The 14,511-nt window shown below is 63.1% G+C and carries 15 protein-coding genes; 4 read left to right on the forward strand and 11 right to left on the reverse strand.

The window, feature by feature from the left end; genetic code table 11:
* Nucleotides 1-4 precede the first annotated feature (4 nt).
* The 8 genes from EH231_RS29240 to EH231_RS29275 form a co-directional block, all read right to left on the reverse strand.
* Nucleotides 5-1,225, reverse strand: coding sequence for an ABC transporter substrate-binding protein (locus EH231_RS29240; protein ID WP_164481060.1), 1,221 nt, complete (start codon nucleotides 1,223-1,225; stop codon nucleotides 5-7).
* Between the two features lie 67 nt (nucleotides 1,226-1,292).
* Nucleotides 1,293-2,012 (reverse strand): ABC transporter ATP-binding protein, encoded by a 720-nt coding sequence (locus EH231_RS29245; RefSeq protein ID WP_164481061.1) that lies wholly within the window; start codon nucleotides 2,010-2,012, stop codon nucleotides 1,293-1,295.
* Nucleotides 1,999-2,781 carry an ABC transporter ATP-binding protein gene (locus EH231_RS29250; protein ID WP_164481062.1) on the reverse strand — a complete coding sequence of 261 codons (783 nt, stop codon included), beginning with the start codon at nucleotides 2,779-2,781 and terminating at the stop codon, nucleotides 1,999-2,001. The genes EH231_RS29245 and EH231_RS29250 overlap by 14 nt, the downstream gene beginning before the upstream one ends.
* Nucleotides 2,781-3,770, reverse strand: coding sequence for a branched-chain amino acid ABC transporter permease (locus EH231_RS29255; protein WP_124713859.1), 990 nt, complete (start codon nucleotides 3,768-3,770; stop codon nucleotides 2,781-2,783). Before EH231_RS29255 ends, EH231_RS29250 begins: the two co-directional genes overlap by 1 nt.
* Nucleotides 3,767-4,633 carry a branched-chain amino acid ABC transporter permease gene (locus tag EH231_RS29260; protein ID WP_164481063.1) on the reverse strand — a complete coding sequence of 289 codons (867 nt, stop codon included), beginning with the start codon at nucleotides 4,631-4,633 and terminating at the stop codon, nucleotides 3,767-3,769. The genes EH231_RS29255 and EH231_RS29260 overlap by 4 nt, the downstream gene beginning before the upstream one ends.
* Nucleotides 4,627-5,433, reverse strand: coding sequence for an enoyl-CoA hydratase/isomerase family protein (locus EH231_RS29265; RefSeq protein ID WP_090423860.1), 807 nt, complete (start codon nucleotides 5,431-5,433; stop codon nucleotides 4,627-4,629). Before EH231_RS29265 ends, EH231_RS29260 begins: the two co-directional genes overlap by 7 nt.
* Before the next feature lie 3 nt (nucleotides 5,434-5,436).
* Nucleotides 5,437-6,300 carry an enoyl-CoA hydratase/isomerase family protein gene (locus EH231_RS29270; protein ID WP_090423859.1) on the reverse strand — a complete coding sequence of 288 codons (864 nt, stop codon included), beginning with the start codon at nucleotides 6,298-6,300 and terminating at the stop codon, nucleotides 5,437-5,439.
* A complete protein-coding gene (locus EH231_RS29275; protein ID WP_124713860.1) occupies nucleotides 6,297-7,496 on the reverse strand; it encodes an LLM class flavin-dependent oxidoreductase in 1,200 nt (399 codons plus the stop codon). Before EH231_RS29275 ends, EH231_RS29270 begins: the two co-directional genes overlap by 4 nt.
* Before the next feature lie 331 nt (nucleotides 7,497-7,827).
* Here EH231_RS29275 and EH231_RS29280 point away from each other — a divergent pair, with 331 nt between their 5' ends.
* A complete protein-coding gene (locus tag EH231_RS29280; protein WP_124713861.1) occupies nucleotides 7,828-8,427 on the forward strand; it encodes a TetR/AcrR family transcriptional regulator in 600 nt (199 codons plus the stop codon).
* Nucleotides 8,428-8,518: 91 nt separating this feature from the next.
* Here the strand turns inward: EH231_RS29280 and EH231_RS29285 are convergent, their stop codons facing one another.
* Nucleotides 8,519-9,268 carry a sulfite exporter TauE/SafE family protein gene (locus tag EH231_RS29285; protein ID WP_124713862.1) on the reverse strand — a complete coding sequence of 250 codons (750 nt, stop codon included), beginning with the start codon at nucleotides 9,266-9,268 and terminating at the stop codon, nucleotides 8,519-8,521.
* An 83-nt stretch (nucleotides 9,269-9,351) separates the two neighbouring features.
* Between EH231_RS29285 and EH231_RS29290 the strand changes: the two genes are divergently transcribed.
* Nucleotides 9,352-10,149: an AraC family transcriptional regulator gene (locus EH231_RS29290; RefSeq protein ID WP_124713863.1), complete on the forward strand. Its 798-nt coding sequence runs from the start codon at nucleotides 9,352-9,354 to the stop codon at nucleotides 10,147-10,149.
* Between the two features lie 34 nt (nucleotides 10,150-10,183).
* On the opposite strand, the gene EH231_RS29295 is transcribed toward EH231_RS29290, so the two are convergent.
* Nucleotides 10,184-10,915 (reverse strand): helix-turn-helix domain-containing protein, encoded by a 732-nt coding sequence (locus EH231_RS29295; protein WP_124713864.1) that lies wholly within the window; start codon nucleotides 10,913-10,915, stop codon nucleotides 10,184-10,186.
* 69 nt (nucleotides 10,916-10,984) lie between these two features.
* On the opposite strand from EH231_RS29295, the gene EH231_RS29300 reads away from it, so the two are divergent.
* Nucleotides 10,985-12,871 (forward strand): S9 family peptidase, encoded by a 1,887-nt coding sequence (locus EH231_RS29300; protein WP_124713865.1) that lies wholly within the window; start codon nucleotides 10,985-10,987, stop codon nucleotides 12,869-12,871.
* Nucleotides 12,868-13,554, forward strand: a complete 687-nt coding sequence (locus tag EH231_RS29305; protein ID WP_241177829.1) for a DUF3159 domain-containing protein — start codon at nucleotides 12,868-12,870, stop codon at nucleotides 13,552-13,554. The genes EH231_RS29300 and EH231_RS29305 overlap by 4 nt, the downstream gene beginning before the upstream one ends.
* A gap of 726 nt (nucleotides 13,555-14,280) precedes the next feature.
* On the opposite strand, the gene EH231_RS29310 is transcribed toward EH231_RS29305, so the two are convergent.
* Nucleotides 14,281-14,481 (reverse strand): alanine racemase C-terminal domain-containing protein, encoded by a 201-nt coding sequence (locus EH231_RS29310; RefSeq protein WP_090423851.1) that lies wholly within the window; start codon nucleotides 14,479-14,481, stop codon nucleotides 14,281-14,283.
* Nucleotides 14,482-14,511 lie beyond the last annotated feature (30 nt).

Below are 14,511 nucleotides of genomic sequence, written 5' to 3' on the forward strand. Positions count from 1 at the left end.
ATGGTCAGTCCAGTTCCTCAGCCAAGTCGTAGAGTTCGGTCCCCGCGTAACGCTCCATGACCTTCCACTTGCCATCGACCACCTGGAAGATGCCGTAGTCAGGCGTCGCTGTGTTCGTCGGCGTGTAGTCGACGGGACCAGATGCTCCCTGGTAATCGATTTTCTCACCTTTGCCCAATAGCTCCAGTCCTTCATCGAGCGTGTAGACCGGCTTTCCGCCAGGATCTGTTACTTTGTGCAAGTTTTCGGCGATCGCGACTCCTGTCGCTTGTCCCCCGGCCGCCATCGCCAGAACAGCCGAGACGATCGCGTCGTAGGTCAGGCCGGCGGTGGGCTGTTCAGCGATCTCATTGCCGTTCTGCTCTCCGTACGCCTCGGTCAGAAGCTTCCGCATGCCCGCGATGGCCGGGGAATCAGCGGCCATGGCGGACTGACCATATGCGCCTTCGAGGTACTGAGCGCCAACTTCCTTGAGCAAGACCGGATAAGACAGCTCGGCGATGAGAGACCATTTGCCGGGCAGACCCAATCGCGCCCACTCGCGCAAGATCGGCACAGCCGGCTCAACAGAGCCGGCGAGGAAAACGATGTCGGGCTCGGGCTCGAAGGCGCTGCGGACCTCTGGGAGATAAGAAGTTTGACCGCCGTTGAACGCGACCTTCGCCACGACCTCGCCGCCGAGCTTTGTGTAGAAGCTGTCGACCCAGTTGGACGTACTGCGCGCGGAGTCCACGTTCTCGTACAGGATGGACACGGTCTTGAAGCCTCGGTCCCAGAGGTTCTTCGCCACCGTCAAACCGTCGAAAGTATCTGGCCCGACAGTGCGGAAGGTGTAGGGATTGGATCGGGCGTCGAATTCCACCATGCCCGCGTACGGCGATGCAATCGCCACTTCGTTGCGCTCGGCCTGGTTGAGCGTCGCCATGAAGGTCGCCGATGTCGGACCGACGATAAACTGTGCGTTGTCGCTGTTGATGAGCTTGGTCACCGCACGGACTCCGTCCTCGGCGTTGAACTTCTCATCCTCGCTCACCACTTTGAGCTTGGTTCCGTTGATGCCGCCAAGCTTGTTGACGTGCTCCACAACCGCGCGGGTCATCGAATCGACCGGGCCACCCCATACCGCGGCTTCTCCGGACAACGGTGCGGCAACACCGATGACTGCCGCTCCGTCGCCGTCGCCGCACCCCATCAGGGCTGTCCCGGAAGCCACGACGACGGCCATCACCGATAGCTTTCGCGCCGAAATCCCGACTCTGTCCATCTCTCAAATCTCCTGTACCAGAACCAATTCAGGCGGTCGGAATCCGGGCGCCCAGGAATATCTCGGTGAAATTCGGGTCGGCCAGCAGCTCCGGCCCGCTCGCCTCGTGTCGCATCTGACCCGAGTCCATAAGAAACACTCGCTCGCACAAGGGAAGAATCTGCTTAGGGTGCTCCTCGATGACCCAGAGCACGCCGGTCCCCCCGCGTTCGATGCGGCAGATCTGTTCGATGAGCGAATCGACGATCTGGGGAGCGAGACCCGTCGTGGGCTCGTCGAGGATCAACATCTTTGGTCTCATCAGTAAGGACGAGGCAATCGCGAGCTGCTGGCGCTGACCACCCGAAAGAGTTCCCGCTCGTTGCTTGCGTCGCTCGGCAAGGATCGGAAAAGTGTCGAAGGCCTCGTCGAGGCGTTCGCGCGGCAGTCCCATCGCGCGGGTGACGACCTCGAGGTTGTCCTCTACTGACAATGCCCCAAAGACGTTGCGCAACTGCGGTGTATAGCCCAGTCCGCGGCGTGCCCGGTCACGCGCCGGCAGCTGTTCGAGCATCTCTCCGTCGAGTTTGACCGTCCCACCACGTGCATTGACTACGCCCGCGATGGTCTGGACGAGTGTCGTCTTACCGGCCCCGTTCGGGCCGATGATGGCGGTGATGGACCCGTGCCCGGCAGTGAGGGTGACGCCTCGGATGATGTTGTTGCGACCATAGCCACTGGTCACATTGTCCACCTCAAGCAGTGCCATGGTGCGCCCCCAGATAGGTCTCGACAACGACAGGATTGCTGATGACCTGGGCCGGTGGACCGTTCGCGATGACTCGGCCGTCGTACATGACATACAGCGCATCGGAGATCGCGTTGATGAACGACATGTTGTGCTCGATCACCAGGACGGTCATGTTCTCTGTGGTGCACAGATCCCGCACCGTCAACGACAGCCGATGCTGGTCCTCAGGGTTGAGCCCAGACGACGGCTCATCCAGCATCAGCAACGACGGCGGCTCCATGAGCAGACGTGCGATCTGGAGCAAACGTCCTTGCCCGATCGATAGATCTGCTGCGCGGGTATTCGCCAGCTCAGTCAGCGCCATCCGATCCAGCAACTGCCAGGCGCGATCGATAAGGGCACGTTCCCCGACTGCCACGTCGCGTGGTGACGTGAACAGGCGCCAGAGGCGCTCACCGGGCGCCGAGCGGGCCGAGGTCAGCAGATTCTGCAGAACTGACATGTCGGTGAAATCGGCAGTGTTCTGGAAAGTCCGCTTGAGTCCCATCCGCGCGAGCTGATGCGTCGGCATGCCCGTGATGTCACGGCCGTGGAACATCACCGCCCCTGTGTCAGGTCGGAGGAACCCGGAGATCGCGTTGAACAGCGTCGTTTTCCCGGAGCCGTTTGGTCCGATCAGGCCGGTAACCGCGCTGGGGCTGATCTTCATCGCCACACTGTCGAGGGCCCGTAACTGGCCGAAAGCTTTTACCAGCCCGACTACTTCGAGCGCCGGCTGCGTGGCCATCATCGGTCTCCTGCCGCGACCGTGGCCAGCACAGGATGGGAGAGGTTCGCCGTGCCGGGTCTCGGATAGCTGGCCAATCGCGGCCGGAACAGACCCCCGGGCCAGAACAGCAGTATCACGATCAAGACGAGGCCTTGCAGGGCATCTTGCAGACTGGCCATTACTTCAGAGGTGAGAAAGTCCGCCTCGATATAGGTGAGCCCTTCCCGTAGGCCGAGAAGCACCACCGCACCGAGCACTGCACCCGTATTGCTGCCGATCCCCCCGATGATCAACGCGATGAAGACGGTGAAGGTGATGTTCACGTTGAAGAAGGACGGAGTCAATATCGACAGATACCAGACGTACATGACCCCAGCCAGGCCCATGAAGAACGACGCGAACACAAAGGCTTTGAGTTTGACCGTGTAGACGTTGACCCCCAGCGAGCGAGCAACGGCCTCGTTCTGGTTCACCGCAAGCAGACTTCGGCCGTACGCCGACCGCGTCACGCGACGGAAGACCAGGAAGCTAATTCCTAATACCACCAACACAAGTGCCGCGACATACAGCGACTGGGCTCGTCCCGGGATGCCGTCAAGTTCCGGCACCGGCGCGTCCAGGAGGCCGCGCGCGCCATTGGCGATCGCCGGCTGGTTGATGAAGAGCTGACGTATCACCTCGGCCAACGCCAGGGCCACCACCGCCAGGTACTCCCCGCTGACCCTCAGCAGACCGCATCCCACCAGCAGGGCGAGAAGTGCGGCAGACAGGCCGCCTATGATGGTGCCGGCCCACCACGGCAGGCCCAGCCCGAGAATGTAGGTGTACGAGCCGGACTGGGCCGGCATCACAGCGAGCGCGTAGGAGTACGCTCCGATTCCGAAAAACGCTGCGACACCGAAATTGACCATGCCTCCAACACCGAACTGCAGGTTCAACGCCAGGGCCGCGACGGCGTAGATGCCCATCAGGATGGCCAGTCCACCGGCAATCAGCAGAGTGCTCATGCCACACGCTCCTTCGGACCGCTGAAGAGACCCTCAGGGCGGACAAAGACGACCAGCGCGATGACGGCGAAAACCACCATCTGGGTGTATTCGGAAGGAATCGCCAAGGTGGCCAGGCTCGATGTGAGCCCGACAACGACCGCCGCGACCATCACGCCGTAGATACTCCCGAGCCCACCGATGATCGCAGCGGCGGAGATGACCAGCACTTGATCCCAGCCAAGCTCGGGATAGATCCGCGCCGTGAGCGCGATCAGAGTTCCCGCCAGTGCCGCCAGTGCGCTGGCCACCGCCCAGGTGAGGTACTGCAGATGCGAGGTGTTGACCCCCCGAATCTGGGCAAGCGCCGGGTTGTTCGACATCGCTCGCAACGCCCTGCCGCTGTACGACCTGGCGAGCCAAAAGTGCAATGCCACGACGACCAAGGCAGCCGTGCCGATGACGGCGATCTGGTCGGCGCCCGCGACCGCGACCCCGCCGATGCTGATGGTCTTCTGCAACGGCACATCCAGCGTCTTCACGCCGAACCCCGTGAAGAGCTCGATCATCGCGTGCAGGAAGAAGGCGAGTCCCACGGACGCGATCATCGGAATGTAATGGGGGCGCTGGCGCATCGGCCAGAAGATCATTCTCGCGCTCACCAGTCCGACCAGCGTCGTGACGACGATGGCCAGGACACACGACACGATCCAGTGCAACCCGACCAACACGTTGAACCCGTATGCGCTGAACCCGCTGAGCACGATGAGCTGTGGATGCGCGATGTTCAGGAAACCTTCGACGCGGCGTAGGAGTTCGAAGCCCACTGTCGCGAGCAGCAGAACGGCGCCGCTGACCAATCCGGCGACAACGACGGTCAACACGACTGCGCCTTGGCCGCGGGAGCCTTCCTGCCACTCCACCGTTGCCGCAACTCTCGTGCGGCCGGGTCGTCGAAATAGTCGGCAGCGGCCTTCAGCGTGCGTTGCAGGGACGCCTCATCGTGCACGTCGTCCGCAGCGTTGACGCTGCCCTTCAAGGCACCATAGAGCACCGGAGCCTTCGAGCCGGCGGCGCGCGCCGTTGCGACGGCCGCGGGGATCAGCTCCTTGGGACCGGAGACGAGTTCGTCGATTAGGCCGATGTCGAGAGCGTGCTGCGCGTCGAAAAGCTGACCCGACAGGATGATTCGCCGGGTAACGCGCACCCCGAGCACCCGGTTGGCTCGTTGGATTCCCTTGTCCGCCGGTAGCAGTCCGTGATTGATCTCGGGAAACCCGAACCGCGCCGAATTGACTGCCAACACACTGTCCGAAAAGAGCGCGACCTCCATACCGCCGCCAACACAGTGCCCATTGATCGCGCTGACCACCGGACGCGGGTAGCGATCCATCGCCACGAGTAGTGCGTGGAATTCCCGCATTCGGATCTCTATCTCGCCGGCGAGCGCACCCTCCAGCTCCTTGATGTCGCCTCCGCCGCTGAAGAACCGCTCTCCCTTACCGGTGAGGACGATCGGTGGTGCGTCCGGCCTGGCGCGGAGCTGCTCGAACAGGCCGGCAAGATCGTGGATGAGCTGGCGGTTCATCGCATTTGCCGGTGGCCTGTCCAGCGCGACCACCAGAACGCCATCGTGGTCAGCGGTGTCGAGAGTGGCGGACTGGCCGGTCGCGAGTGCGCTCATAGGTCACCTGGCTACGTTCGCCGGTTGCGGTCCCAGGACAGAGCGCCCTTCGCCGCGTGCGGACGGATACTCCGGCGGACGGCCTTCTCGGAAGGCCTGTCGGGCCTCGAAGTAGTCTGCACTCGCGAATCCGATGACCTCCAGTGCCGCGGAAAGCTCGTGCTGCGGAAGGGCATTGGTGAGCCATCCGGTGTTCAGGGACCGCTTTGTCCAGCGGATCGCCTGCTGCGAGCCCTGCGCAAGTTCGTCGGCGATCTCGAGGGCGCGATCCAGCACATTCTCCCTCGGTACAGCGAGACTCACCAAGCCGATTCGTTCAGCTTCGATGCCGGTCATACTCGCCGAAGTCAACTGGTAGTACTTTGTCTTGGCCATCCCCACGAGCAACGGCCAGATGAGCGAGGAATGGTCACCGGCGACCACACCGACACGGGTGTGCCCGTCTCGAAGCAGTGCGTCCTCGGCAGCGACGCTGATGTCAGCCAGAAGCGCCATCGACAACCCCCAGCCAACCGCGGGACCGTTGATCGCCGAGATGAGCGGCTTGTCCATGTTGAGGATGGCCGTAATCCGCTTGCGCTCGCCCTCCATGAGCGCCACCGCTTCGTCCAGCGTGGGCTCTGGCTGGCGTACGTCCATGCCCGTGCAGAAGCCACGGCCTGCGCCGGTGATGACGGCAACTCGCGTTTCCGGGTCTCGGTCGACGTCCACCCAGATGTCCGAAAGATGATCGAACATCGGCATCGTCAAGGCATTGAGCCGGTCGGGTCTGTTGATCGTGATGAGCAGAACACCATTGGGCCTGCGTTCGATCAGGATCTCCTCGGGGTAGCGGCTGAAGATGTCATCAGCGGCCAATTTGCTCATCGTGTCTCTCCTACCTTGACAACATTCCTATGGGAATTCGACTGGGATTTAGACTCTTCGAACGCTTCGAGCTCCGCATAATGCGCGGGCCGGGCCGTGCGGATGTCGGCCAGAATCGCGTCAGCGGGGCGCACCACGGCCCGTGGGTTCTTGAACCTGGGGATGACGTACTTGCCGAAGAGCTCGATCGACTTCATCAGCTCTCTGTGTGGGAGTCCATCGATTCTCATGACGATGGCGTCTGCGCCAAGGTCGGCGAATCGCTGCACTTGTGCCGCACAGTCATCCGGATCGCCCACGATGAATCCGGACGATTCCTCGAACATGTATCGCTCATCGTTGAAGTCGACGTTCCGTACCGCGCCCATGTACTGATAGTCGGCCGACAACTTGGACAGGCGCTCATACGCGTCAGTCGAAAGAGCCACCGTCTCTTTCAGATTCCGCGCCCACTTGAGGGCTTCCTCACGGGTCTCGGCACAGTGCATTCCGCCTCCGACCGCGACGAGCTTCTGCGCTTGGAGCGGATAGGCATGCGTAGCTCCGTCGAGGGCATCGTCGTAGATGCGCAACATGCTCTCGACAAACTCGAAGCCGAGGTAAAACCCACCGACGATAGCCCCGATGCCGAGCTCGGCGGCCTTGCGAACCGAATCAGGACTGCCGGCGGCCATCGAGATGGGGGGATATGGCTGTTGAATTGCCTTGGGCACCAGGCTTCGCGGCGGAATCTTGTAGTGCTCGCCAACATAGGAGAACACGTCATTGTGCAGAGCCCGGCGGATGACCTCCAGCCCTTCTATCAGCTGAGCCTTGTTCTCGCTTGGTTCAACTTCGAAGGCGCGCAGCGCAAGTGTCGTGTTCCCGCGCCCAACTCCGAGTTCCACGCGGCCGCTGGACAGGATGTCCTCGGTTGCCAACCGTTCGGCAACGCGAAGGGCATGGTTGATGCGCGTGGGCAAGAGAGTGACCAAGTGCATGAACCGGATGCGCTTGGTCAGCGCCATCAGGTACGGATAGATGACCTCAGGTGCGGAGGTTGTCGCCGTGCCGATCGCGACGTGCTGCTCGGACGTTCCGAACGCGTCGAACCCGACCTCCTCCGCCAGTAGGACCTCGTCCACGAGCTCGCGGTAGCGGTGCTCATGGGTATGCCCCGGGACCGTCTCGCCTTCGCTCATGAAAATGAACCGCATATTCACACCACTTTCCACTAGGTGAACGATCCTTAACGTAAGACGCGGCGCCTTCGTTGTCAACGCGGAACTTCGATCGAGTTTCAAGTCTGTCCCAGGCGGCCATTGAAACCCTGTTTAACTGGTCATATGAGGTGACCTGGCGGCGCGGCCACGGTTCTGTGGGCCCATAACGCCTAGCCGACGCTAGTTACGAGATATTAATGCTTGTTAATTTCGCCCTGCCCAGCCGTCCGGCCAGCGGAGGTGCAACGCGGCATCAACCTCGTGCGCGCCCCTCGATCGCTCCCGGACTCGGCGGCGCCTGGCACCGTGGCTATCGTTGTTTGCCATGACCACTGACGCTGCCGCGCACGAGCCGTCCACCGGCACTTCACGCCGAGATGTCTTGCTCAAGGTGGCCGCCGACCTGTTCTTGCGAAACTCCTACGACGGAGTGACTGTGGACATGATCTGCACAGCGGCCGGAATTTCCGGGCCGGGCCTCTACAACCACTTCGAGAACAAGCAGGCCCTCTTGATCGCCGTCGTGGAGAGTCCCTTGGCGGCTCTGCACCGGTTCGCCAGGGAAACGGCGGAAGCGGAGCCCGATCCGCGGGCGGCACTGGCGATCTTGGTCGACTTCCACATCAGGAGCGTGGTGACCTCAGCTCCGACGACACTTGTCTTCATGAAGAACGAACACGCCTTACCGGAGAAGGACCGGCGGCGAATCCGGCGCGAGATGAATCTCTATGCCGAGGAATGGATTTCCATCGTCGCAGCATTGCGGCCTGACCTGTCCGAGCCAGAGGTTCGGCTACTCACCCATGCGGTGTTCTCAATGCTCAATTCAGTGGCAACTCTCAACAAGGGCCTGGACCAGGAATCCATCGTCAAGACGATGTCGACCGCAGCGATCAAGGCACTCACCTCGCCTCGCGACGAATGACACGCTGGGCGGGCCCAGCCAGATACTCGCGTAGGGATTCCACTTCGGCACCGTCAGGGATGGCTCACGGAACCGTTCGACTCTTGGTGCGTTAGTACAGCGCAGCCAGTGTCATCGCTACGCATACTGTGCCGATCAGCCCAACATAGGCACGGGCGTGGACGATGTCGGGGATCGTGATCCCATAGCGCCGCAGCACAACCACCACGGGTGTCGCACCCAACAGCAGCGCGGCCGCAGAGGTGACATCCACCGATGCGATCAGCGGCACAACGGCGGGTGCCGTGATGGCCAGCGTCATCGGATTCGCAAGAGCTGTCGCCGATTCCATGGAATGGCCGGCTCGACGCAGCAACGGGACGGTAAGCACGCTGCCACCCACTCCGAGGAACGCGGCAACAGCGCCAACCGGGAGCCCGAATCCGGCTCGAATAGTGCGGCGTTGAGTGGCCACCCCGACGGGGCGGACGAAACCCGGCCGGACGACGGCATCCATGAGGGTTATACCCAGGTACGCCACGAACGCCCACTGCCCGAGTTCGGCCGGCGCGAATCGCGCGGCCAGGCCGCCCACTATCCCGCCCATCGCCAGCAGTGCCAGCAGGGCACGCTTCCCGCGCAGGCTCGCAAGGATCTCGCGGCGGGTCGACGCGGTGGCAATAGCTGAAGCGGCGAAGACTACGACGGCCGATGTGGCCACTGCGGTTCGCATCGCTTCAGCGCCGAGTTCGGCGTCCGCCCACACGATCACCGGGACGGTGACGAACCCGCCGCCAAAACCGAACAACACCGTCGTGACGCCCGAAAGCGCACCAATTACGACCAGGATCTCGAAGGTCACGCTCTCATCGAATCGTCCCTGGGGGTCTGCCGACAAGCGAAAGCCGGACGACTATCTTCGCGTTTCGGACATAGGATGGGCAGGTGCGCAATGTCGCGGCAGATGACTTCGACGAGGTACCGCGGGTGGTATTGCCCGTAGGAACCGACTATCCCGACGGCTTCGTACTGGACTGGCATTCGCACCGACGTGCGCAATTTCTGCACAGCTTGACCGGAGTGATGGTGGTCGAAACGCGCGACGGCACCTGGACAGTTCCCACGGACCTCGCGGTACTGATCCCGCCGGGCGTTCAGCACCTGATGCGAACTCAGGAGGTGAGCACTCGCAGCCTCTACATAGAACCCCAGGCCGTGCCCTGGTGGCCCCACCGCTGCATCGTGGTGGAAGTGACCCCGCTGCTGCGTGAACTCCTGCTTGTCGCAGTAGATTTCGACGCCGACTACGATCCGTCCGGTCGCGAGGGCGCAGTTACTACGTTGCTGTTGCATGAGATCGCCGCGCTGACTCCCGTGTCACTTCATGTCGCACTGCCCAGCGCCTCGGACCTAGGCGCACTATGTCGCGACTACCTCACCGAACCGGACGTTCGAATTGATAACGCGCAGTGGGCCGCCCGGGTGAACCTCGGCGAGAGAGCATTCAGCCGCCGGTTCCGCGCCGAAATGGGCGTCAGCCCGGCCGCATGGCGTCGCCGCGCGCGACTGCTCGCCTCAGTTCCACTCCTACGCCACGCCACTGTCACCGAGGTGGCAGGCCGCCTCGGGTACGCAAGCCCGGCTGCGTTCACGGCCGCCTTCTCCGCCGAGTTCGGAACATCGCCATCGCGTATGACGGGCGCCCCGGGCAGGCTGACAGGCCGAGCACATCCTGATCGGTAGCCAGCACCACTTCGTGCGGCGCACATGGGATTACCTAGGTGGCCAGCCGCCGCACAATCTGACCGGCCCGGCGCAGCACGTCCATCTGCGCCGGGTTGTACAGATCGGCCATCGCGTCATCGATAGCCTTCTCGGCAAAGTTCGCACCGCGCGGGGCGTCGGCGCGGGCCTCGGTGAGTCCGGGATGGGCCTGCCGGACCGACCAGATGTAGGGCGCCAGCCGCTCGGCGAGGTCCTGGCGTGTCGCCTCGTCGGCGTCGGCGGAAAGTGTGTCCAGCTCCGATGCGGCCGGATCCTCGCGGGTGTCCCTGATCAGGTCGGCATAGACCTGTCGGCCGCGGGGGCCCAGCACCCGGCTCAGGACCACCATCAGTTTGCGATCCGCGTCGGTCATCTTGGCGACGGCGTCCACGGGCGCGAACTCGGGCGGCAGATCCGTCGGCGCGGAGTTCTCCAGCAGCTCACCGAGCTCCTCGCGGGCCCGTTGCAGCCGATCGATGGTCGCCGCCAGCTCGGCGTCCAGTTCCCGCAACGCCTGTTCGGGATGCTCGTCGGTGTCACCCAACGCCGCGATCTGCGGGAGCGAGAACCCCAGGTCGACGAGCCGTTTGATGCGGACCAACCGGACCAGGTGCGCCACGCCGTACTGCTTGTACCCATTTGACCGGCGTTCAGGCTCCGGGAGCAGGCCGACCTGGTGGTAATGGCGGACGGCTCGCAGACTGGTTCCGGCCAGTTCGGCGATCTCCCGAGTACTCCACGCCACCCGTCCATCATGCCCATGCCCATGCCCGGGACTTGACTGTGCCGCTACGTCCGAGTGTGCGATGGAGGCATGCCAACACCCGAGTTGCTCTCCGTCGACGATCTGTTCGCGCCGCCCGCCCGCGCGCAGGCATCGATCTCACCCGACGGCACCCGTATCGCCTACCTCGCGCCGTGGCGTGACCGCCTCAACATCTGGATCCAGGACGTGGACAACCTCGACGGCGAGCCGCAGCGCGTTACCGCCGACAGCACCCGCAGCATCATTCACTACGAGTGGACCAGGGACTCCCGCTGGCTGCTCTACCTGCAGGACACCGGCGGCGACGAGAACTGGCACGTCTTCCGAGCCGACCCGCAGGACCCCGAGTCCGGTGGGGTCGATCTGACCCCGTTCCCGGGAGCGATGGCCGCCCACGAACTGCTCGGCGACCCGGCCAAGGCGATGGTGTACTCCAACAAGCGCACACCGACCCTGATGGACGCCTATGAGCTGGACATCGCCACCGGTGAACTCACCATGGTGGCGGAGAACCCCGGCAAGGGAGCAGGCTGGCGGGCCAGTAGCAACGGCGACTTGTTCTCCACCGCACTGACTGCCGACGGTGACGTGGAGCTGTTGCAGTGGGAGCCGCGGACCGAGACGCTGCGCTCCATCGTCACCTTCGACGGCCGTGACTACACGATGGGGCTGTACCCGATCACCGTCACCCCGGACGGCACCGGCATCTGGATCGGCTCCAACGAGGGCACCGACCGGACCCGCATCGTGCGCGTCGACGTCATCACCGGCGAGCAGACCCACGTCGACAGCCATCCCGTCTACGACGTGGACACCCGGGCCAGCGTGTTCACCACACTGGCCGAGCCGCTGATCCTGGACCGGCGCACCGGCGATCTGCTCGGGGTGCGGTACCTGTTGGAGCGTCAGGTGATTCAGCCGCTGGATCCGCACTTCGCCGCGGTGCTGGCGAACCTGGAGAAGCTGTCCGACGGCGACGTGAACGCCCTGAGCTCCGACCTGACCGGCCGACGCTGGGTGGTCAACTTCACCCATGACCGCGAAGCGGGGATGACCTACCTCTACGACCACGACACCGGGGACAGTCGGCTGCTGTTCGGCTCGCATCCGCAGCTGGATCCCGAGATCCTGGCATCGATGGAGCCGGTCACCATCCGCTCGCGCGACGGGCTGGATCTGCACGGGTATCTGACTCTGCCGGTCGGGTTGCCGGCGAACAATCTGCCGATGGTGCTGCTGGTGCACGGCGGGCCGTGGACGCGGGACGGTTGGATGTTCACCCCACCGGTGCAACTGCTGGCCAACCGCGGATATGCGGTGCTGCAAGTCAACTTCCGCGGGTCGGCGGGCTTCGGCAAGGCCTTCACCAAGGCCGCGGTCGGTGAGTTCGCCGGCAAGATGCATGACGATCTGATCGACAGTGTGGACTGGGCCGTCGAGCAGGGATATGCGGATCCGAAGCGGATCGCCATCTTCGGCGGCTCCTACGGCGGCTACGCGACGCTGGTTGGTATCACCTTCACACCCGATGTGTTCGCCGCCGCAGTCGATTACGTCGGTATCTCCGATCTGAGCAACTTCATGCGGACGCTGCCTGAGATCGCACGCCCGCACCTGGCCAACAACTGGCACCTGTTCGTCGGCGACCCCGACGACCCAGACCAGTTGGCCGATATGCTGTCGCGTTCACCGATCACGAAGGTTGACCAGATCCGCACGCCGCTGCTGGTCATCCAGGGCGCCAACGATGTTCGCGTGGTGCAGGCCGAATCCGACAACCTGGTCGAGGCGTTGCGCGACCGCGGAGTCAAGGTGGAGTACATGATCAAACACGACGAGGGGCACGGATTCATCAATCCGGACAACGTGATCGACATGTACAAAACGGTCGACCGCTTCCTCGCCGAGCATCTCGGTGATGGAAGGAAATCGTGACCGACAAACTGGAGCAGGGACATTCACCAACCTTGCTCGAACGCACGGGCGGGGTGTCCGGTCTGGTGTACGCCAGCCTGCCCACGTTTGCCTACGTCATCACGAACGCGATAGCGGGCCTGAACGCGGCAGTCGTGATATCTATGGGCTTCAGCGTCGGTCTGATCGTGATCCGACTGTCGCGCAAGCAACCCATTCAGCCGGCGGTATCAGGACTGCTCGGGGTCGTCGTCGCCGCGCTGATCGCCTACTACACCGGGTCGGCCGAAGACTACTTCCTGCCTGGAATCTGGCTCAGTCTGGCGATGGCGACCGTGTTCTCCGTATCCCTCTTGGTACGGCGCCCTTTGGTCGGAGTGATATGGAACCTGCTGCGTAGTACCGGGCCCGATCGATCATGGCGCACCGACACCGTGGCGCTGCACGCGTTCGACGTCGCCACGCTGGCATTCGTGGCGTTGTTCTCCGCGCGATTCGTTGTGCAGCAATGGCTTTACGATGGTGGCTTCACCGGCTGGCTAGCGTTCGCCCGGATCGCCATGGGCTATCCACTGCTCGGCGCGGTGTCCGTGATCGTGTACTGGGCGATCCGCCGGGCAAACCGACGAATAGACCCAGATACCCATCGGCTCAGCACCGGGACCGATGCGAGCGACTCTCCCGAGCCCGCTGCTCGCGCCTGATTCGCTGCCGGGGCAGCTCCCGGCTACACCCGGGTCGGATAGCAGGGCGCGGCGGCATTGTCGAGATCCCGACATCCACGCGGCATCAACTTGAGAATTCCGACGCGGAGACCTGAAAACGACGGCACTGCCGGTTGCCATTCTCGATGGCGGACGGCACCTTTCTGCCCTGCATGTTTTCTCGACGTTGCCACGGCGCTGGCGGATTCTGTTGCCATATAGATGGCAGATCCTGAAACGAGACGATTGTGCAGAACTGCAGAAAGCGTTTCTGGGACTCGTTCGTTGATTTCTCGGGCGGCTTTGTGAGGTTGCACCGGCGGGCAGATGTGCCCCGGTATCTCGGTTGTCGTTGAGCGCCTTTGGTCACGGCGTTGCGCTGGTAAGGGATTCGCGCTCAGCTTCCAGGCCGGACACCGCTCGAATAGCGCTGATGGTCGGCGGTGCAAGGAACTGTTTACACGCGACTACAGGCCATGTTCGCTTCGGAATACCTCATATGTGGCGGCGATGATTTCGCAGGTTGCCTCCGGATGATCCGCGGCGACGCGCGCGATGGCGGCTCGTGTGAACGGTCCAAGGTCGGTGGCGCCACCCAAGTCTTTTCCTTGGGTGAGAGCAGCGTTGAAAGTCGTTCGGAACTGTTCGGGTAGATGCCTTTCGCATAGCTTATCGATGACCGCAGTGTGCGCGGAAATCCTAGCGGCAGAACGGTGCAACGGGTTGTCAGTCGGCATTGGTGTCTCCCTGGTCGTGGCAGCGAGGCATCCGCGTGCCTATTCCGGTGAGGATCTCGCAGGCGATAGTGCCGGGGGCGCCGGCGAGATCGGTGGCGCTGGGTACAGCGGTAGCGGGGTCACCGAAGATAGTCACGGTATCCGCCACTTCGATGCCCAGGCCGGTGACGTCGACGACGAATTGGTCCATGCACCCCTATGCATCCGCCGGTGAAGCCAC

The organism is Mycolicibacterium nivoides (genome assembly GCF_003855255.1).
GTDB lineage: Bacteria > Actinomycetota > Actinomycetes > Mycobacteriales > Mycobacteriaceae > Mycobacterium > Mycobacterium nivoides.

Bases quoted from the DNA above. Each gene is read 5' to 3' on its own strand.
- EH231_RS29240 (WP_164481060.1), bottom strand. From the start codon at position 1,225: ATGGCCGTCGTCGTGGCTTCCGGGACAGCCCTGATGGGGTGCGGCGAC.
- EH231_RS29245 (WP_164481061.1), bottom strand. From the start codon at position 2,012: ATGGCACTGCTTGAGGTGGACAATGTGACCAGTGGCTATGGTCGCAAC.
- EH231_RS29250 (WP_164481062.1), bottom strand. From the start codon at position 2,781: ATGGCCACGCAGCCGGCGCTCGAAGTAGTCGGGCTGGTAAAAGCTTTC.
- EH231_RS29255 (WP_124713859.1), bottom strand. From the start codon at position 3,770: ATGAGCACTCTGCTGATTGCCGGTGGACTGGCCATCCTGATGGGCATC.
- EH231_RS29265 (WP_090423860.1), bottom strand. From the start codon at position 5,433: ATGAGCGCACTCGCGACCGGCCAGTCCGCCACTCTCGACACCGCTGAC.
- EH231_RS29270 (WP_090423859.1), bottom strand. From the start codon at position 6,300: ATGAGCAAATTGGCCGCTGATGACATCTTCAGCCGCTACCCCGAGGAG.
- EH231_RS29275 (WP_124713860.1), bottom strand. From the start codon at position 7,496: ATGCGGTTCATTTTCATGAGCGAAGGCGAGACGGTCCCGGGGCATACC.
- EH231_RS29280 (WP_124713861.1), top strand. From the start codon at position 7,828: ATGACCACTGACGCTGCCGCGCACGAGCCGTCCACCGGCACTTCACGC.
- EH231_RS29300 (WP_124713865.1), top strand. From the start codon at position 10,985: ATGCCAACACCCGAGTTGCTCTCCGTCGACGATCTGTTCGCGCCGCCC.
- EH231_RS29310 (WP_090423851.1), bottom strand. From the start codon at position 14,481: ATGGACCAATTCGTCGTCGACGTCACCGGCCTGGGCATCGAAGTGGCG.